Origin of the sequence: Prauserella rugosa, from assembly GCF_000719975.1 — a bacterium.
Classification (GTDB): Bacteria; Actinomycetota; Actinomycetes; order Mycobacteriales; family Pseudonocardiaceae; genus Prauserella; species Prauserella rugosa.
On the sequence record NZ_JOIJ01000010.1, the window covers coordinates 1 to 19,433 of the forward strand.

Here is a 19,433-nt window from a genome sequence, read left to right on the forward strand (position 1 = left end):
GCGTGGGAGCTTGGTTCATGTCCCCTCGCCTGGTAACCCGGGGCTTGCGACTCGGCCTTTCGGCTTTCGTCTGCCCGGTCTCCCTGGCGACGAAGAGAACATTACACGTGGCCGAAACCCCCGAAAACAGGGGGGTCCCCTTTTGACGAAAGCCCAGGTCAGAAGCTGATCATGCCTCAGACGGTCCCGTACTGGCGGTCGCCGGCGTCGCCGAGGCCCGGCACGATGAAGCCCGAGTCGTTCAGGCGCTCGTCCACGGACGCGGTCACGACGCGGACGGGAAGGTCGGCCTTCTCGAGCAACTCCAGTCCCTCGGGGGCGGCCAGCGCGCACACGGCGGTGACGTCGGTGGCTCCGCGACCGGTGAGGAGCCGGATGGTGTGTTCCATCGATCCGCCCGTGGCGAGCATGGGGTCGAGGACGAACACGGGACGGTCGGCGAGCGATTCGGGCAGCGACTCCATGTAGGGCGTCGGCTTCAGCGTCTCCTCGTCCCTGGCCAGCCCGACGAAACCCATCTGGGCGTCCGGGATCAGCTTGTGCGCCTGGTCGGCCATCCCCAGCCCGGCTCGCAGGACCGGGACGAGCAACGGCGGCGCCGCCAGGCGGTAGCCGTCGGTGAGCGCCACGGGGGTGTGGATCCGGTCGGTCACCAGGGGCGCCTCGCGCATGGCTTCGTAGACGAGCATGACGGTGAGCTCGTGCAGCGCGGCGCGGAACGCGGCGCTGTCGGTCCGTGCGTCGCGCATCGTGGAGAGGCGGGCGCGGGCGAGCGGATGTTCGATGACCTCGACGTGCATACCCAGGAGGGTACGGCGGGAAGTGCCTCGTCGGAGCCGGTGGTGGGACGACCGGACCCGCCACGTCACCCCGGACCGCCGGCCCCGGGACCACCGACCCGTGCCCGGCACCAACGCCCGCCACCACACCCGCCACCGAACACGTCGTCACGAACTCCGCCGAGCACGCCGTCGAAACCGAGATCAACGGCGCGATGCGACCTCCGCAGGCCCTAAGGTGAGGGGCCATGACGGAACAGCCTGGGCCCGTGGATCCGAAACAGCTGCGCGCCTCCGACGACGACCGGGAACGCGTCGCACAGCAGCTGCACAAGGCCATGGGGGACGGCCGCATCACGATGGCCGAACTCGACGAGCGACTCGGCACCGTGTACGCGGCGAAGACGCTCGGCGAGCTCGAGCCCGTGCTGGTCGATCTGCCGGACACCGTCTCTCCCGTCGAGGGGAGGAACCCGCCGGCCACGACGTCGAGTCGTTCCCCGGAGAGCAGGATCGGCGGCAGGCCCGGTTCGGCGACGTCGATCGCGATCATGTCCGGCGCCGACCGCAAGGGTCCCTGGGTGGTCCCGCGCCAGCACAACAGCTTCGCCTTCTGGGGCGGGGTGGAGATCGACCTGCGGGAGGCCCGGTTCGCCGAGCGGGAGGTGACGATCACGGCGGTGGCGATCATGGCCGGGATCGACGTGATCGTGCCCGACGACGTGCACGTCCAGGTCAGCGGCGTGGGGCTGATGGGCGCGTTCGACAAGGTCGACAAGAAGAGCGCCGCACCCGAGGACGAGGTCCCGGACGCTGCCCCCGTGGTGAAGGTCAACGGCCTGGCGTTCTGGGGCGGGGTCGAGGTCAGGCGCGTCTCGCGGGAGAAGAAGCAGCGGAAGAAGAACAAGGAACTCGAGTAGCGCGAATCTGGGGGAAACATGCACGCGGCACCCGGCGGCACGCGCCGCATCCTGACCGCACTGGCCGTGATCCTGATCGGGGGCAGTGTCGTCACGGCGCTCGCATCGGCGACAGCAGGCCCCGAGACCCCACCGCACACCGCGCGAGCAGGCGCGGACGAGAACGACCGGTTAAAGGCGGCACTCGGGCGACGTCACCGCGACCGGCGTGCCCGGTGCGCTCGCCGCGGCCGACGGCGACGCCGGAACGTGGCGGGGCGGCAGCGGCGTCGGCAACCTGTGGACCAAGCGTGACCGGCGATCCGGACGGCCGGTTCCGGATCGCCAGCATCAGCAAACCGTTCACGGCCACACTCGTGCTCCAGCTTGCCGACGAGGGCCGCATCGGCCTCGACGACACCGTTGGTGAGCACCTGCCGGGGCTGCTGCCCTACTCCGAGCCGATCACCGTCCGCCAGCTCCTGCAGCACACGAGCGGCCTGCTGCGCGACCTTCCGCCGCACCTGACGTGGGAAACGCTTCCCGAGATCGGTACCGAGCGGTTCGAGGCCTACACCCCGGAACGCCTCGTACGTGCGAGCACTGATCGTCCGCTGCAGTTTCGGCCCGGTACGTCGTGGGCGTACTCGAACGTCGGCTACACGGTCCTGGCCATGTTGGTCGAGAAGGTCACCGGCCAGCGGTTCGAGACGGCACTGGACGAGCGCATCACCGGTCCACTGCAGTTGTCGGACACCGCGTCGATGCGCAGCTTCCCGTTCGTGCCCGGCGCGGCGGGCCGCGCCGACCTCACCGAATACGACTACTCGCGCTACATCGGCGCCGGCAGCATGGTCTCGACCGCCGACGACGTGAACCGGTTCTTCGACGCGTTGCTCGGCGGTGAGCTGCTCAGCCCGGACATGCTCAGGGAGATGACCGACACCGTGCCCGCGACGACACCGGACGGCGCGTACGCGGGCTACGACTACGGTCTCGGCATCTACCGGATGTCGCTGGGCAAGGGGTGCGGCGAGGCGTGGGGACACGACGGCTCGTTGCCCGGATCGGGAACGCTCAGTCTCCACCGCCCCGACGGCGACGCGGGCATGACGTTGACCGTCAACCAGAACATGACGGCTCCGCCGGAGACCGCCGGCGCGGTGTTCGGAGTCCTGACAACGGCCCTGTGCGGCGAGGACACACAGCCGCGGATCGCCTCGCAGGCGGGATCGGCGACGGCCGTCGCCGATCAGCCCCCGATGCCGCAGCAGGGCGGCTACCCTCACCGTCATGGCAACAGCTAGTTCGCCGGACGCACTCGCCGACGCCACCCGCGACGAGACGAGCCTGCGCCGGTTCCTGCACGGTCTTCCCGGTGTGGACCAGGTCGGGGTGGAGGCCAGGGCAGCGAGTCTCGGCACCCGCAGCATCAAGAAGGCCGCGAAGCTCCAGGCGATCGACACCGCGATCTCGATGGTCGACCTGACCACGCTCGAGGGCGCCGACACCCGCGGCAAGGTGCGCGCGCTGGCCGCGAAGGCACGCAGGCCCGACCCGGACCGGCCGGACACTCCCCCGGTCGCCGCGGTGTGCGTCTACCCGGACATGGCCGCGACCGCGGTGGAGGCACTCCGCGGCACGGACATCGGTGTGGCGAGCGTGGCGACGGCGTTCCCGTCCGGACGGTCGAGCCGCGAGGTCAAACTCGCCGACGTGCGCCTCGCGGTGGAGGCGGGCGCGACCGAGGTCGACATGGTGATCGACAGGGGCGCGTTCCTCGAAGGGCGCTACGGGTTCGTGTTCGACGAGATCCGCGCCGTGAAGGAGGCGTGCGGCGAGGCGCACCTGAAGGTGATCCTCGAGACCGGCGAGCTGGCGACCTACGACAACGTGCGCCGCGCGTCGTGGCTCGGTCTGTTGGCGGGCGGCGACTTCATCAAGACGTCCACGGGCAAGGTCTCCCCCGCGGCGACCCTTCCCGTCACACACGTGATGCTGCAGGCCGTCCGGGACTGGTACACCGCAACGGGACAGCTGCGCGGCGTCAAACCCGCGGGCGGCATCCGCACCACGAAGGACGCGATCAAGTACCTCGTGGCCGTCCACGAGGTGGCGGGCGAGGAATGGCTGACGCCGTCGCTGTTCCGGTTCGGCGCGTCCAGCCTGCTGAACGACCTGTTGTTGCAGCGGCGCACCCAGCACGACGGTCACTACAGTGGCCCCGACTACGTGGCGGTGGATTGATGAGCGTGTGGGAGTACGCGCCCGCGCCCGAATCGCGCGACCTGGCGAATCTGCAACCGGCCTACCGGCCGTTCATCGACGGCGCGTTCGTCGACGGCGGAGGCGACCCGCTGACGTCGATCAACCCGGCGACCGAGGAGCCCCTCGCCGAGGTCGGCACGGCTTCGGCGTCCGATGTGGACATCGCCGTGCGCGCGGCGAGGACGGCGTTCGACACGGTGTGGGGGCCGATGCCGGGTGCCGAGCGGGCCAAGTACCTGTTCCGCATCGCACGGCTGATCCAGGAACGCTCCCGTGAACTGGCCGTGCTGGAGACCCTCGACAACGGCAAGCCGATCAAGGAGTCGCGGGACTCCGACGTCCCGACCGCCGCCGCGCACTTCTTCTACCACGCCGGTTGGGCCGACAAGCTCGACTACGCGGGCTACGGGCCGGACCCGAAGCCGCTGGGTGTGGCCGGCCAGATCATCCCGTGGAACTTCCCGCTGCTGATGCTGGCGTGGAAGATCGCGCCCGCGCTGGCGACCGGGAACACGGTGGTGCTCAAACCGGCCGAAACGACACCGCTGAGCGCGCTGGTGTTCGCCGAGATCTGCCAGCAGGCCGAACTCCCCGCGGGCGTGGTCAACATCGTGCCCGGTGCGGGCGACATCGGGTCGACGCTGGTGCGCCACCCGGGTGTCGACAAGATCGCGTTCACCGGGTCGACGGCCGTGGGCAAGGAGATCCAGCACGCGCTCGCCGGGACGGCCACACGCCTGACGCTCGAGCTCGGCGGCAAGGCGGCGAACGTCGTGTTCGACGACGCCCCACTCGACCAGGCCGTCGAGGGCATCGTGAACGGCATCTTCTTCAACCAGGGCCACGTCTGCTGCGCGGGCTCACGGCTGCTCGTGCAGGAGTCGATCGCCGAGGAACTGCTCGGCAAGTTGCGCGCGCGGATGTCGACGTTGCGACTCGGCGATCCGCTCGACAAGAACACCGACATCGGCGCGATCAACTCCGCCGAGCAGCTGGCGAAGATCCGCGAACTGACCGCGTCCGGCGAGGCCGACGGAGCCGAACGCTGGACGAGCCCCTGTGAACTGCCCGAACGCGGCTTCTTCTTCGCACCCACGGTGCTGTCGGGGGTCGAACAGTCGATGCGCGTGGCCCGCGAGGAGATCTTCGGGCCGGTGCTGTCGGTGCTCACCTTCCGCACCCCGGACGAGGCGGTCACGAAGGCCAACAACACGCCGTACGGGCTCTCGGCGGGCCTGTGGACCGAGAAGGGCTCGCGCATCCTGTGGCTGGCCGACCGCATGCGCGCAGGCGTGGTGTGGGCCAACACGTTCAACCGCTTCGACCCCGCCGCACCGTTCGGTGGTTACCAGGAGTCGGGCTTCGGCCGCGAGGGCGGCCGCACCGGACTGGAGGCGTACCTCGATGTCTGACCGCGTGAGTGTCGCGAAGACGTACAAGCTCTACATCGGAGGCAAGTTCCCGCGTTCGGAGTCCGGGCGGACGTACCCGGTGACCGACGCCTCCGGGGCCTTTCTCGCCAACGCCTCGCACGCCTCGCGCAAGGACGTGCGCGACGCGGTGTCGGCTGCGCGGAAGGCGTTCGGCGGGTGGTCCGGTGCGACGGCGTACAACCGCGGTCAGGTGCTGTACCGCGTCGCCGAGATGCTCGAGGGCCGCCGGGCCCAGTTCGCCGCGGAGGTGTCGGCGTGCGAAGGCATCTCCGCCGCCGACGCATCGTCCGTTGTGGACGCCTCGATCGACAGGTGGGTGTGGTACGCAGGCTGGACCGACAAGGTGGCGAGTGTCCTCGGTGCGGCGAATCCCGTTGCGGGGCCGTACTTCTCGTTCACCGTGCCGGAGCCGACGGGTGTCGTCGGCGTGCTCGCGCCGCAGTCGTCGTCGCTGCTCGGCCTGGTGAGCGTGCTCGCCCCGGTGTTGGCGACGGGGTGCACCGCGGTGGTGGTCAGCAGCGCCGACCGGCCGCTGCCGGCCATCACGCTGTCGGAGGTCCTGGCGACATCGGACGTTCCCGGTGGGGTCGCGAACGTCCTCACCGGACGTGCGGACGAGCTCGGGCCGTGGCTCGCCTCGCACGCCGACGTCAACGCGATCGACCCGACCGGCGCGAGCGCCGAGTCGCGTGTGGACATCGCCCGCGCGGCGTCCGGCACGGTGAAACGCGTGCTTCGCGTACCGGACGCCGAACCGGACTGGACGCAGCGTCCGGACATCTCCCGGCTCCGCCGTTACCTCGAGGCGAAAACCGTCTGGCACCCCAAGGGCGCGTAACCCGCCCCTGGGTGCGCGTGTTGCGCCCTCGGGTGCGCGTGTCGCAGATCTGGGGCCGCGTGTTGCGCGTTGGCGAGCCCGTGTTGCGTCCCCGGGGGCACGTGTTGCAGATCTGGGGCCGCGTGTTGCGCCCTCAGGGTTCCGTGTTGGGGTTTCCGGGCGCCCCGGTGCACGTCGCGCCCGGCCGAGGTCCGGATGAAAATCCCTACCAAGGTCGCTCCTGCAGTCGGTGAATCGTCCCTACGCTGCATGTCATGAGACGCCCATCACTGCGCATCCTCACGGCTGGCGCGGCAGCAGCCGCCGTCACACTACTCGGTGCAGGCACGGCTCAGGCGACGCCGTTCGAGGCCACCCAGACGAAGCTGACCCACGCCGACGCCGCGTCGCGCTTCGAGAGCGCGGGCATCACCTGGAGTTCCAGTGGCGGTTGCAGCGACCGCAACACCCCGACGTGCACCTCGTTCGAACAGGTCAACCTGGCCACCGTTCAGGGGGCCGAAACGTTGAAGTCGGCCAGTGGCTGCGCGCTGAACGTCACCGGCGGCACCGAAACCGGACACGCGGACGGCACGTACAGCCACTGGAACGGCTACAAGCTCGACTTCTCGCTCTCGGACTGCCTCACGAGCTACGTGCAGAACACGTTCACCTCGATCGGCGGCAGCAAGTGGGAGTCCGCCTCCGGCAACGTCTACTACCTCGAGAGCAACCACTGGGACGTCACGTTCCACAACTGCGGCGGGTGCTGAGCGCGAATCCGCAACACGGGTCCCTCGATCCGCAACACGCGACCCCGAAGGCGCAACACGGACTCGCCAAGACGCAACACGGGTCCCCGAAAGCGCAACACGCGCCCCCGGGGACGCAACACGGGCTCGCCAACGCGCAACACGCGCCCCTGAAAGCGCAACACGGGGTCAGGTGGTGAGGGGGCCCACGTCGGTGATGCGGATGACCGGGGTGCCCGCCTCGTCGGAGGCGCCGAGGTCGACCTCGGCGCTGATGCCCCAGTCACGGTCGCCCTCGGGGTCGTCGAAGATCTGCCGGACCTTCCACACCTCGGGCTGCTGGTCGATCATCAGCATCGCCGGGCCGCGGGCGTCGGGGCCGGTGCGGATCTCCTCGTACTCGGCGAAGTACTCGTCGAGCGCGTCGGCCCAGTCGTCGGCATCCCAGCCGTCGTCGAGTTCGCCCAGCACGTCGTAGGCCTCGCGCGCGGCGAGCTCGACGCGGCGGAACATCTCGTTGCGCACCAGCACACGGAACGCCCGCTCGTTGCGCGTGACCGGAGGCGGCCCGTCGGGCAACGCCGGTGCGGCCTCGAACGCCCCGCCGTCCTCACCGGGATGACGCAGTGCCTCCCACTCGTCCAGCAGGCTCGAGTCGACCTGCCGCACCAGTTCCCCGAGCCACTCGATCAGATCGGTCAACGGCTCGGTCTTGGCGTCGTCGGGCACGGTGCGCCGCAGCGTGTCGTAGGCATCGGCGAGGTACCGCAGCAGCACGCCCTCGGACCGCGCGAGGTTGTAGTGGCCGATGTACTCGACGAAGTTCATCGCCCGCTCGTACATGTCGCGCACCACGGACTTCGGGGAGAGCCGGTAGTCGGCGACCCACGGATGCCCCTGGCGATACGTCTCGTACGCGCCCTCGAGCAGCTCCTCGAGCGGCTTCGGGTAGTCGACCTCCTCGAGCAGGTCCATCCGCTCGTCGTACTCGACACCGCTGGCCTTCATCTCGGCGACGGCCTCGCCGCGCGCCTTGAACCGCTGTTGCGACAGGATCTGCTTCGGGTCGTCCACCGTGGCCTCCACAATGGACACCACGTCGAGCGCGTAGCTCGGCGACTCGGGATCGAGCAGTTCGATGGCCGCCAGCGCCAGCGGGGACAGGGGTTGGTTCAGCGCGAAGTCGAACTGCAGGTCCACGGTGAGCCGCACCCGCCTGCCGTCGGCGTCGGGGGTGTCCAGCCGTTCGACGACCCCGGCCGCCAGCAGCGCACGGAAGATCGCGATGGCACGGAGGATGTGCCTGCGCTGGGCGGGCCGGTCCTCGTGGTTGTCGGTCAGCAGGTGTCGCATGTGGGCGAACGCGTCGCCGGGCCGGGAGATCACGTTGAGCAGCATCGAGTGCGTCACCGTGAAGCTCGACGTCAGCGGCTCCGGCTCGGCGGCGATGAGCTTCTCGAAGGTCGTCTCGGTCCAGTTGACGAACCCCTCCGGCGCCTTCTTGCGCGTGATCTTGCGCTTCTTCTTGGGGTCGTCGCCGGCCTTCTGCAGCGCCTTCTCGTTCTCGATGACGTGCTCGGGGGCCTGGACCACCACGTAACCGTCGGTGTCGTAACCCGCACGTCCCGCCCTGCCCGCGATCTGGTGGAACTCGCGCGCCTTGAGGTGCCGCTGGCGGGTGCCGTCGAACTTGGTCAGCGCCGACAGCACGACCGTCCTGATCGGCACGTTGATGCCCACGCCGAGCGTGTCGGTGCCGCAGATGAGCTTCAGCAGCCCCGCCTGCGCGAGCTGTTCGACCAGCCTGCGGTACTTCGGCAGCATGCCCGCGTGGTGCACCCCGATCCCGGCGCGCACGAGCCGCGAGAGCGTCTTGCCGAAGCCCGCCGAGAAGCGGAAGTCGCCGATGGCCTCGGCGATCGCATCCTTCTCCGCGCGCGTGGTGACGTTGATGCTCACGAGCGCCTGCGCGCTCTCGATCGCCGCCGCCTGGGAGAAGTGCACGATGTAGACCGGCGCCTGTCCCCCGGACAGCAGTTCGGTCACGGTCTCGTGAAGCGGCGTCATCGCGTAGCGGAACGTCAGCGGTACCGGCCGCTCGGCGGACGTCACGACGGCGGTCTCGCGGCCCGTGCGCCGGGTCAGGTCCTTCTCGAAGAACGAGACGTCGCCGAGCGTGGCCGACATGAGCACGAACTGTGCACGCGGCAGCTCGATCAGCGGCACCTGCCAGGCCCAGCCGCGGTCGGGGTCGGAGTAGAAGTGGAACTCGTCGGCGACCACCTGGCCGACGTCGGCGTCGGCACCGTCGCGCAGCGCGATGTTCGCCAGGATCTCGGCGGTGCAGCAGATGATGGGCGCGTCCGGGTTGACCGCCGAGTCGCCGGTCATCATGCCCACGTTGTCCGCACCGAACGTCTCGACGAGTGCGAAGAACTTCTCCGACACCAGGGCCTTGATCGGCGCCGTGTAGTAGCTGCGTACGCCCCTGGCCAGCGCCGCGAAGTGCGCACCCGTCGCGACCAGGCTCTTCCCGGAGCCGGTCGGGGTCGACAGGATGACGTTGGCCCCGGAGACGACCTCGATCAGCGCCTCCTCCTGCGCCGGGTACAGCTCGATGCCACGCTCCAGGGTCCAGGTGGAGAACGCCTCGAACAGCGTGTCCGGATCGGCATCGGCGGGTACCAGGTCGGCAAGGGAATCAGTCATCGTGACCCAAGGGTCTCTGATGCCGCCTCCGCGGTCGGAGGCGGGCCACGGCGCCGCCCCGCTCGGAGTCGCACGCCGGTGGCCGTGCCGTCGCGACTTTCGGCCGGTGAGGGGTGATCGCGGAGACGGCGCGGAACCCGTAGGCTGCATGGCGCGCCCGAGGTGGGTGAATCACCGGGCCGAACGGGCGTATCAGGTTGTGGCGGAGGAAGTAATGGCACAGGACATCATCCCGATCGAGCTCGGGCTGCCGCAGGGCGATCTCGTCACCCTGTGGGCGCCGCGATGGCGGGAGGACGGCGAGGAGTGGGAAGCCTTCCTCGGCGACGAGGAGGACCTGTACGCCTTCCCCGACGCCGCCCACCTGGCCGCCTACGTGCGCACCGCCGAGCAGCACGACCTCGTCGACCACCCGGCGTGGGAGACCGTGCCCGCGCTCAACGTCCCCGAGCTGATCCCCGACGACGACCACTCCTACGACCTCGTGGGCGTGCCGGAGATGGTCGCGGAGAACCCGGACTCGTGGACCCTGTCCGAACTGGCCGAGATCGTCGCCATCGTCCGGTCGCTCGCCGACGTGTGCGAGCTCGACGAGGTGCACGAGGTCCTCGACAGCTGCGAGGGGTTCTCGCTGCTGGACCAGGGCACGCTGCCGTTCAGCGGCCGCGAGGGCAACAAGCTGTGGGACGACCTGTCGGCGACGGTCTCCGAGAAGTGGGACACGATCCTCGACACGATCGACGACCTGGTCACGGTGCCGGACGTCGACGCGGCCACGCTCGACACGACCGCCGAGGAGCTCGCCGCGTTCCACGAGGAGTCCGCGGAGGCCGAGGCCGGTGTGGACTCCGACGAGGAGGAGATCGACGCGGTCGGCGACGACGACTCCGGCGACGAGGAGGAGGAGCTCGGCTTCTGGGGCGAGGTCGGCATCGACCCGATCAAGATCGTCCTGTCCAACGCCTCGTACTACACGCTGCGCTGCTACCTCGACGACGACCCGGTGTTCCTGGGTTCGGACGGCACCATCGAGGTGTTCACCTCTCCGAAGGCGCTGGCCCGCAAGCTCGCCGACCCGGGAGAGCTCGCCGACAGCGAACTGGCCGACGTGTCCACATGGGACGAGGTGCTGACCGCGGCCACGGCCGGCGAACTCGAGATCGACGTCGACCAGGACAACACCTACGTGTTGGCCGATCTCGACTCCGACCTGGCCGAGGGGCCCGATTCGGTCGACCCCACCCAGCTCGAGCTGGCCGTCGAGCTGCTCACCGACGCGGCCGACTGGTCCGGGGACGAGACCGTGGGCGAGACGCTCGGTTCGTCGGAGCGGCTCGGCTGGCTCGTGTCGTACATCCTCAAGCCGGACCCCACCCGGCTCGCCCCGAGTGGACCGTTCGACGACGAGCAGAAGACGTGGCGTCGCCTCGTCGAGGACTTCGAGGAACGCCTCCACGTCAACTGACGCGGGTCCCGCTCAGCCGGGCGGACGTTCGCTCCGCACCGGGGTGAACCAGATGGCCAGCACGGGAAACACCGCGGCCACGCAGAACGCCAGTGCATAGCGGCTGTCGCCGATCACCAGGCCCAGCAGCGGCGGGGTGAGCACGGCGGCCAGGTTCTGCGTCGTGTTCTGCACGCCCATCGCGCGGCCTGCCCAGCTGATGCCCGCGAGTTCGGCGGAGGCGGTGAATCCGAGTCCGTTGTCGCTGACGGTGATCACCGCGGCGAGGGTCAACGCCGCGACCGCCAGCCAGGACCAGGACGCGTCGCCGCCGGCCAACAGCAGCATCACCAGCGCACTCGCCACGGCCAGCGTCCGCATCGGACGGAGTCTGCTGCCCACCCGGTCCGACCAGTACCCGGCGGCCAACCTGCCGAGCGCGCCGAGTCCCTGCAGGACGGCGAGGAACCAGCCCGCCGCGAGCGCACTCCATCCCTGCACCGTCACCAGATACACCGGTGCGAACGCCGAGACGGCGAACTGGGGCACCACGAGCAGAGCGCTGGCGCCGTGCACCCGCCACAACGAACCGGAGCGGTAGGGCGACGGCGCTTTCACCGGCCGGGAACGGTCGACCTCCGGCCTCGGTGGATCGACCACCAGCCAGGCCACCAGCACCGCGACGACGAGCGCGAAGCAGGCCGGGAACAGCATCGCCGCGCGGAACCCCGCGTACTCGGCGAGTGGGGGCAGTGCGAGCGCCGCGATCCCGACCCCGAGCGGCTGGGCCGTCTGCCGGATGCCCATCGCGACGCCGCGTTCGCCTGCGTCGAACCAGCCCATGACGACCCGTCCGCTGGCGGCGTTGACCGACGCCGTGCACGCCCCGGCCGCGACGAACAGGCCGAACAGCACCGGAAGCGTCGTCGTCGCCAGTCCCGCGGCGAGCAGGAACAGCCCGGAGGCGCCGAGACCGAGGGCCATGACGACGCGTTCGCCGTAACGGTCGGCGGCCGCGCCCCAGAGGATCAGCGTCAGCAACAGTCCGACGCTCGGTGCAACGACGACGGTGCCCGCCTGGCTCAGCGTGAGGTGCTCGGTGCGTTGCATCGCGGGCACGAGGAAGGGGATGCCGAACAGGAACGCACAGCTCGCGGTCTGCGCGCTGAGTCCGAGCGCGAGGATGCGCCATCGGAGCCTGCTGCCGGAGCGCTGCGCCTCGCCCGCTCCCACCATGTCTGGCTCCCACCATTCAAGACGAAGATCCTGGATGGTGGACCTTAGTTTGCGTGGCTAACCTTCACAAGCGAGCGAATGGGCCTCACGAAGATCACGGCCCGTGTAGGCGTGGGTCGCCAGGTCGCCGACGTGGTGGTCCGCGTTGACCGCAACCGACACCGGCACGCTGCCGAACAGGGCCACGTCGGACCACGAATCGCCGTAGGCGACACAGTCGGCCCTGGTCACCCCGAAGGCCGCACACAGCTCGTCGGCGATCCGCACCTTGGAATCGGGGGTGTGGATACCCGCGGGGTCGACCGGTTCCCGGAACGGCACGGCCGGCCACGGGGAACCGTGCGCGGCGTGGGCACCCCATGGAAGCAGGCGCTCGACGAAGAAGTTCGGCGAGATCGAGATGACGGCGCAGTGCTCACCGCGCGCCCGGATGTCGGCCCAGGTCTCGCGGATGCCCTCGAGCCACGGCGCACCGTCGAACGCGGCGACCACGTGGTCCTCGGTGAGCGCGCTCCACAGCGCGTGCGCGCGGCGGGCGAACTCGCCGGGTTCGAGCAGCCCGTCGGCGAAGGCGCGTTCGAGGTCGAGGATCTCCGCCTCGACCCCGATCTGCTTCGACAACTCGATCGCCGCGGCCGACCCGTGGATCAACGTGCCGTCCATGTCGAACAGGTGGAGTCGCGTCATCGCGACGCAATGTAGCCGACTCCCACCGGCTGACACGAACGGATTTCCTCACTCCCGTCCGCCCCCGTCCGCGCCCGGCCGGGCGCGGACGGGCAGGCCGCCGGGCGGGGAAAGTCGCGTGGCGGCTACGCCATCAGCGCCGCGTAGCCGGGCTTGATGACGTTGTTGATCACGTCGAGCCGCTGATCGAAATCCATGAACGCGGATTTCATCGCGTTGATCGTGAACCACTGAAGATCGGCCCAGTCGTAGCTGAAGGCGTCGACGAGCGCCGCGAACTCCGACGACATGGAGCAGCCGCTCATCAACCGGTTGTCGGTGTTGACCGTGACCCGGAAACGCAGCTTCGCGAGCAAGCCGAACGGATGCTCGGCGATCGAACTCGCCGCTCCCGTCTGGACGTTCGAGGACGGGCACAGCTCGAGCGGGATCCGCCGGTCCCGCACATAGGCGGCGAGCCTGCCGAGCCCGACCTCACCGTCCGCGGAGATCTTCACGTCGTCGGCGATCCGCACACCGTGTCCGAGCCGTTCCGCACCGCAGTGCTGAATGGCCTCCCAAATCGACGCCAGGCCGAAAGCCTCGCCCGCGTGAATGGTGAAATGGCCATTGTTGGAACGCATGTACTCGAATGCGTCGAGATTTCGCGTGGGCGGGTAGCCGGCCTCCGGTCCCGCAATATCGAAACCGGCGACCCCGGAATCGCGATGCCGAATGGTGAGTTCGGCGATTTCCGAGGCGCGCGCATGCTGGCGCATCGCACAGAGCAGCTGGCGCGCCTGGATCCGGTGGCCCGCGGCGTTCGCCTTGCGTTCACCCTCCGTGATGCCGTCGCTGACAGCCCTCACCACCGCATCGAGTGACAGCCCACGTTCGACGAACAGCTCGGGGGCGTAGCGCAGCTCGGCGTAGACGACCCCGTCGTCGGCCAGGTCCTCGACCGCCTCCGCGGCGACCCTCGCGAGCGCGTCCTCGGTCTGCATCACGCCGCAGGTGTGCGCGAACGTCTCGAGGTACTTCTCCAGCGAGCCCGAGTCCGCGGCCTCGGTGAACCAGCGGCCGAGTTCGTCGACGTCGGTGGTCGGAAGCCCGTCGTAACCGGTGCTGTCCGCCAGCTCGACGACGGTGCGGGGACGCAAGCCGCCGTCCAGGTGATCGTGGAGCAGAACCTTCGGGGCCTGACGTAGTTCTTCCCTGCTCGGGGCACTTGTGGTGTCCATGTAGTGACACTACTCTCCCGCGGCCTGCCCGCGAGCGGACCCGCAGCGACGCCGAGATGGCCTCCGGGCGACTTTCGTCGGAACCCGCCTAACCTCCCGAACCAGCCTGCCGAACCACTCCCGCGACCCGTCCGCAAACGGTTGACCGCTTCGTTGTTTTCGCGGGGCAGCGGGGTGCGGCGAAGGCGATACCGAGACGAACGGACGCGATGTCACGCGCAATTTCCCGGGGGCGCTAGCCGCGCCATTCCGGCGATGGATAGGCTGCCGAACACGTCCCATCCTTTTCCCCGCCGATGAAGGACACCGCAGTGACGACTGACAACCAACTCGCAGCTCCGTCCTTCGACCGGATGCGCAACATGCTGGTGCGCGCGGCCGAGGTCCGAGAGAGCGAACAGCAGCAGATCTTCGACGCGCTCGACGACATCTACGCCCGTCTCGCTCCGGTCGACTCCCTCGGCGCGGTGCGCAAGCGCCTGTCCGAGCTGCCCGACCGTACCGAGGTCGGCGTGCTGGCCGAGCGGCTCGACGAGGCCATGACGCGCATGGAGGCCCAGGACAACGCGATCGCCGAGCTGGGCCGCTCGGTCGAGGCGATCGTCGACAAACTCGCCAAGCCGTTCGCGCAGCTGGACGGCAGGCTCGAGGGTGTCGCGGCGAAGTTCGAGGCCGTCGCGGGCCGGATGGACGGTCTCGAGGACAAGCTCGAGAACATCCACCGCCGCATCGACGAACTCGGCGGGCACCTGAGCAAGCAGGACGACAAGCTCGACGCGATGCCGACGACGGTCGGCACGCCCGTGCGGGAGCGCATCGACGCGCTGGAGACCGGGCTCAAGGAGCGGCTCGAGCGGCTCGAGTCCGACGCCAAGGAGCGGATCACCGCCTCGACCGAGACCGTCAAGACCACCGTGTCGGAGACGGCGGAGGCCATCGACCCGACCGAGCGGCTCGAGAAGCTGGCCGAGCGCCTCGAGCAGGTCACGGGCAAGCTCGACGACCTCAGCACGCGGGTCGACAAGGTGGAGGACGACGTCACGGGCCGCATCGGCGACCTGGACGGCTCCGTGCGCTCCGGCTTCGCCGGCGTCGAGTCGACGCTGTCGAAGCAGCCGGACAGCGACGAGGTCACCTCGGTGGTGCAGAAGAGCGGCGAGGAGTCGGTGCGCCGCATCGGCGGTCAGCTCGACGAGGCGATGGCGACGTTCGCGGAGCTCATGCTCGGCGGCGGACCCGCACCGCAGACCGTGGCCGTGCAGCCGCCCGCGCCGCGGCAGCCGCGTCGCCGCAACGGCGGCAGCAGGCAGAAGGCCGACGCGAAGGCCAAGAACAACGGCTCGTCCCCCGACGACGCGGACGACTGACACCGCCCCTCGGGGTTTCAGAGCTCCCAAGGGCCCCATGGTTGCGTTCAGCGCAACCATGGGGCCCTTGGGAGCTTCTTCGTGTGCGGGTCAGGAGCGGATCGTTTCCAGGACCGGGGTCGCGGGCCACGGTGGGCGTTCCGCGGCGCTCTCCGACACCTCGACGGCGCCCTCCAGAGCCGCCAGCGCGGCGGGGACGGCGTCCGGGGTGTCGGTGTGCAGCTCCAACAGCGGCTGTCCGGCCTCGACGTGCTCCCCCGGTTTCGCCAGGCACCGGACGCCGGCAGCCGCCTGCACCGGGTCCTCCCTGCGCGCCCTGCCTGCCCCGAGCCGCCACGCCGCCACGCCCACCGCGTAGGCGTCCAGCGTCGTCAGCACACCGGTGTCGGGTGCCTCCACGACGTGCACGTGCGCGGGCGTCGGCAGCGGTGCCTCCGGATCGCCGCCCTGCGCGCTGATCATCCGGCACCACGTCTCGTACGCCTTGCCCGACGCGAGCACCGGCGCGGGATCGACGTCGCCGTGCCCGGCGAGCGCCAACATCTCGCGGGCCAGCGCGACCGTCAGCGACACGACGTCCTCGGGCCCCTCGCCGCGGAGCACGTCCACCGCCTCGGCGACCTCGATCGCGTTGCCGACGGCCGCACCCAACGGGGTCGACATGTCGGTCAGCACGGCCCGAGTGGGAAGTCCGTGCGCGGTACCGATGTCGACGAGGGTCCTCGCGAGTACCCGCGCCCGCTCGATCGACGTCATGAACGCCCCGCTGCCGACCTTCACGTCGAGCACGAGGCCGCCTGCGCCCTCGGCGATCTTCTTGCTCATGATCGAGCTGGCGATCAGGGGAACCGATTCGACCGTGCCCGTCACGTCGCGCAGCGCGTACAGCTTGCGGTCCGCGGGCGCGAGCGTGTCGGTCGCCGCGCACACGACCGCACCGACCTCGTCGAGCTGCCGTCCGATCTCCACCGCCGACAACTGCGCGCGCCAGCCGGGGATGGACTCGAGCTTGTCGAGCGTGCCACCGGTGTGCCCCAGACCGCGGCCGGACAGTTGCGGCACCGCCGCGCCGCACGTCGCCACCAGCGGAGCCAGCGGCAGGGTGATCTTGTCGCCGACACCGCCCGTGGAGTGCTTGTCGACCGTCGGCCGCGAGACGTGCAGCGCGAGCCGCTCGCCGGAGTCGATCATCGCGCCGGTCCAGCGCGCCGTCTCGGCGGTGTCCATGCCGCGCAGGAACACCGCCATCGCCAGCGCGGCCATCTGCTCCTCCGACACCACGCCGCGGGTGTAGGCGTCGATGACCCAGTCGATCTGTTCGGACGTCAGCGTGCCGCCGTCCCGCTTGGCACGGATGACGTCGACGGCGGCGAAGGGTTCCCTGACGGTCATTCCGGAAGATTGGCCTGTCCGGCCGCATCCGGCAACATCGCGGGAGCCTCCAGGACGCAGAATTCGTTGCCGGACGGGTCCGTGAAGACCTGCCACGGGTATCCGTCGTAGCCGACGACGCGGCGAGCACCGAGCGCCGTTGCCCGTGCGACGAGGTCCTCACCGGCGGCGGGCCGGACGTCGAGATGCGGCGAGTTCTTACCCCGCGAGGGTTCCGGTTCGGGACACAGTTCGAGCAGTGGGCCGACACCGTCGGGATGCCGCAACGCGGGCATGTCGCCGCTGCCGGCACACGGAACCCACCCGGTGATCGCGGCCCAGAACCGGGCGTCGCGTTCGGGGTCGGCGCTGTCGAGCGGCAACGCGGCGATCGGGCCGGAACCGGCGGCGTAGCAGTCGCGCTCGTCCGTCACGCAGAACGTGTTGCCCTCGGGGTCGGCGAGAACCGTCCACGGCACGTCGCCCTGTCCGATGTCGGCGTGGACCGCGCCGAGACCGAGCAGCCGCTCGACGATCTCCGTCTGATGCGGCCCGCCCCGCAGGTCGGGATGCAGCCGCGTCGGTGCGGCGGACGGCTCGTCCACCCGAGGGAAGCACAGATCGAGGAACACCTCGTCGGACAGCTGGACGCGCGCCTCCACGATGTCCGGCTCGTCGAGCATGACCTTGGCGCCGAGCGCCTCCGCCCAGAACCCGCCGAGTCGCCGCGGCTCTCGGGCGTCCCACACGATGTCCTCGAGTCGCATCACCCGATCCTGTCACGGAACGGCGTGCGCCGGCATCCGTTTTCAGGCCGGCAGATCCGCTGGTCCGAACGCGTCCGGCAACACCGCGGACATCGGCAGGATGCCGCTCGGGGTGTCGAGCAGACACTCGGGGCCGCCGTGTTCGTAGAGGATCTGCCGACACCGGCCGCACGGCATGAGCAACTCGCCCGAACCGCCGCGGCACGCGACCGCCACGAGCGAGCCGCCCCCGGACAGCCGCAACTGCCCCGCCATCGTGCACTCGGCACACAGTCCGACCCCGTACGAGGCGTTCTCCACGTTGCACCCGGTCACGACCCGGCCGTCGGACACGAGCCCGGCGACCCCGACGTGCAGGCCGGAATACGGTGCGTACGCCAGTGCGGCCGCACGCACCGCCTCGGCCCTCAGCGACTCCCAGTCGGGTTCGCTCACGAGTCCTCCCCACGCCGGTACTGCTTGCCGATCGCCTTCGGCACCCGCAACCGTTGCGCAGCCACCGCCAGCACGATGATCGTGACGAAGTGCGGCGTGTACGGGATCAGGTCGCTCGGCAGTTCGTCGTTGGTCCAGTAGATCCAGTAGAGGATCCCCGCACCCACGGCGGCACCGGCCGCGGCGAACCACTTCCGCTTGATCAGCTGCACCACGACGATCACCGCCAGCAGCAGTACCGCGCCGTAGCAGAGCGCGAGCACGGCGGTACCTCCGCCGGAGAGCTGCAGACCGTCGGAGTAGCCGAACAGCGCCGCACCACCGAGCAGACCGCTGGGCCGGTAGTTACCGAAGATCATCGCGGCGAGGCCGATGTACCCGCGGCCGTTGACCTGGTTCTCCAGATAGTCCGCGCCGCCTTCCAACAGCACCAGCGACGCACCGCCCATGCCGGCGAACCCGCCCGACACCGCGACCGCGATGTACTTGTGCAGATAGACGTTCACGCCGAGGGACTCGGCCGCGACCGGGCTCTCCCCGCACGAGCGCAACCTCAGCCCGAACCGCGTGCGCCACAGCACGAGATAGCTGACCGGCACCAGCAGCAGCGCCAGCATCGCCAACGGGGAGACCTGGGTGACCAGACCGCGCAACAACCCCGCGACGTCCGACAGCACGACCCGCTGCTCGTTCTCCAGCGCACCGAGCCAGTCCGACAGGAACGTCGCCGAGTAGGTGTCGAACTTCGCCACCGGAGGCGATTCCCGCGGGTTGCCCGAGAGCGGCTCGAACACCAGCGTCGCCAGATACTGCGCGACACCCAGTCCCAGCAGGTTGATCGCCACACCGGAGACGATGTGGTTGACGTTGAACGTCACGACCGCCACCGCGTGCAGCAGTCCGCCCAACAGTCCGAAAAGGATGCCGGCGGCCAGTCCGACCCACACGCCGCCGTAGTACGCACCCCAGGCCGAGCCCCAGGTGCCGAGGATCATCATGCCCTCGAGGCCGATGTTCATCACACCCGCGCGCTCGGCCCACAGACCACCCAACGCAGCCAACAGGATCGGCAGCGCGAGCCGCAGCGCCGTCTGCGACGTGTCGCTCGAGGTCAGCAGCGGCATGTCGGTCAGATAGGACGTCGTCGACAAGACGCCGATCGCCACGACCGCCCACAGCACGCCGCGAGCCCAACCGGGAATCCTGCGCGAGGACCTCTGCCCGGACGCGGGCGCCGGGGTCTCCATCA

At 69.7% G+C, this 19,433-nt stretch carries 17 protein-coding genes; 8 read left to right on the forward strand and 9 right to left on the reverse strand.

The genetic code is table 11. The features are described 5' to 3' along the window. Positions 1 to 176: 176 nt before the first annotated feature. Complete coding sequence (upp, locus tag IF64_RS0115060; protein ID WP_030532746.1) at positions 177 to 800, reverse strand: uracil phosphoribosyltransferase; 624 nt, start codon at positions 798 to 800, stop codon at positions 177 to 179. A gap of 227 nt (positions 801 to 1,027) precedes the next feature. Between upp and IF64_RS0115065 the strand changes: the two genes are divergently transcribed. The 6 genes from IF64_RS0115065 (at position 1,028) to IF64_RS0115090 (ending at position 6,969) form a co-directional block, all read left to right on the forward strand. Further along, positions 1,028 to 1,699, forward strand: a complete 672-nt coding sequence (locus tag IF64_RS0115065) for a DUF1707 SHOCT-like domain-containing protein (protein ID WP_030532747.1) — start codon at positions 1,028 to 1,030, stop codon at positions 1,697 to 1,699. A gap of 290 nt (positions 1,700 to 1,989) precedes the next feature. Next, positions 1,990 to 2,985, forward strand: coding sequence for a serine hydrolase domain-containing protein (locus tag IF64_RS0115070; protein ID WP_051757881.1), 996 nt, complete (start codon positions 1,990 to 1,992; stop codon positions 2,983 to 2,985). After that, the gene (gene deoC / locus IF64_RS0115075; protein WP_030532749.1) at positions 2,972 to 3,925 is read left to right on the forward strand and encodes a deoxyribose-phosphate aldolase; all 954 of its coding nucleotides are present in this window, start codon (positions 2,972 to 2,974) and stop codon (positions 3,923 to 3,925) included. Before IF64_RS0115070 ends, deoC begins: the two co-directional genes overlap by 14 nt. Further along, on the forward strand, positions 3,925 to 5,358 hold the full coding sequence (locus tag IF64_RS0115080; RefSeq protein ID WP_030532750.1) for an aldehyde dehydrogenase family protein: 1,434 nt from the start codon (positions 3,925 to 3,927) through the stop codon (positions 5,356 to 5,358). Before deoC ends, IF64_RS0115080 begins: the two co-directional genes overlap by 1 nt. Continuing rightward, positions 5,351 to 6,217 (forward strand): aldehyde dehydrogenase family protein, encoded by an 867-nt coding sequence (locus IF64_RS0115085; RefSeq protein WP_030532751.1) that lies wholly within the window; start codon positions 5,351 to 5,353, stop codon positions 6,215 to 6,217. The genes IF64_RS0115080 and IF64_RS0115085 overlap by 8 nt, the downstream gene beginning before the upstream one ends. 254 nt (positions 6,218 to 6,471) lie before the next feature. Further along, on the forward strand, positions 6,472 to 6,969 hold the full coding sequence (locus tag IF64_RS0115090; RefSeq protein ID WP_030532752.1) for a hypothetical protein: 498 nt from the start codon (positions 6,472 to 6,474) through the stop codon (positions 6,967 to 6,969). Between the two features lie 168 nt (positions 6,970 to 7,137). Here the strand turns inward: IF64_RS0115090 and IF64_RS0115095 are convergent, their stop codons facing one another. After that, positions 7,138 to 9,657: a DEAD/DEAH box helicase gene (locus tag IF64_RS0115095; protein WP_030532753.1), complete on the reverse strand. Its 2,520-nt coding sequence runs from the start codon at positions 9,655 to 9,657 to the stop codon at positions 7,138 to 7,140. Between the two features lie 214 nt (positions 9,658 to 9,871). On the opposite strand from IF64_RS0115095, the gene IF64_RS0115100 reads away from it, so the two are divergent. Beyond that, entirely contained in the window at positions 9,872 to 11,122 is a 1,251-nt protein-coding gene (locus IF64_RS0115100) for a hypothetical protein (RefSeq protein WP_030532754.1), read from the forward strand. A 12-nt stretch (positions 11,123 to 11,134) separates the two neighbouring features. Here IF64_RS0115100 and IF64_RS0115105 read toward each other — a convergent pair whose 3' ends face one another. The 3 genes from IF64_RS0115105 to IF64_RS0115115 form a co-directional block, all read right to left on the reverse strand. Next, complete coding sequence (locus IF64_RS0115105; protein ID WP_030532755.1) at positions 11,135 to 12,337, reverse strand: MFS transporter; 1,203 nt, start codon at positions 12,335 to 12,337, stop codon at positions 11,135 to 11,137. Between the two features lie 57 nt (positions 12,338 to 12,394). After that, positions 12,395 to 13,024 carry an HAD family hydrolase gene (locus tag IF64_RS0115110; RefSeq protein WP_030532756.1) on the reverse strand — a complete coding sequence of 210 codons (630 nt, stop codon included), beginning with the start codon at positions 13,022 to 13,024 and terminating at the stop codon, positions 12,395 to 12,397. Between the two features lie 125 nt (positions 13,025 to 13,149). Continuing rightward, positions 13,150 to 14,244: an adenosine deaminase gene (locus IF64_RS0115115; protein WP_030532757.1), complete on the reverse strand. Its 1,095-nt coding sequence runs from the start codon at positions 14,242 to 14,244 to the stop codon at positions 13,150 to 13,152. Between the two features lie 311 nt (positions 14,245 to 14,555). Here IF64_RS0115115 and IF64_RS0115120 point away from each other — a divergent pair, with 311 nt between their 5' ends. Then, positions 14,556 to 15,611: a hypothetical protein gene (locus IF64_RS0115120; protein WP_036876807.1), complete on the forward strand. Its 1,056-nt coding sequence runs from the start codon at positions 14,556 to 14,558 to the stop codon at positions 15,609 to 15,611. A 90-nt stretch (positions 15,612 to 15,701) separates the two neighbouring features. Here IF64_RS0115120 and IF64_RS0115125 read toward each other — a convergent pair whose 3' ends face one another. From IF64_RS0115125 to IF64_RS0115140, 4 genes are read right to left on the reverse strand one after another with little or no spacing between them, the layout of a single operon-like run. After that, a complete protein-coding gene (locus IF64_RS0115125) occupies positions 15,702 to 17,003 on the reverse strand; it encodes a thymidine phosphorylase (protein WP_030532759.1) in 1,302 nt (433 codons plus the stop codon). Next, on the reverse strand, positions 17,000 to 17,749 hold the full coding sequence (locus IF64_RS0115130; protein WP_051757882.1) for a VOC family protein: 750 nt from the start codon (positions 17,747 to 17,749) through the stop codon (positions 17,000 to 17,002). The genes IF64_RS0115125 and IF64_RS0115130 overlap by 4 nt, the downstream gene beginning before the upstream one ends. A 42-nt stretch (positions 17,750 to 17,791) precedes the next feature. Then, entirely contained in the window at positions 17,792 to 18,184 is a 393-nt protein-coding gene (locus IF64_RS0115135; RefSeq protein ID WP_030532761.1) for a cytidine deaminase, read from the reverse strand. After that, positions 18,181 to 19,431, reverse strand: coding sequence for an ABC transporter permease (locus IF64_RS0115140; RefSeq protein WP_145600859.1), 1,251 nt, complete (start codon positions 19,429 to 19,431; stop codon positions 18,181 to 18,183). Before IF64_RS0115140 ends, IF64_RS0115135 begins: the two co-directional genes overlap by 4 nt. Between the last annotated feature and the right edge of the window lie 2 nt (positions 19,432 to 19,433).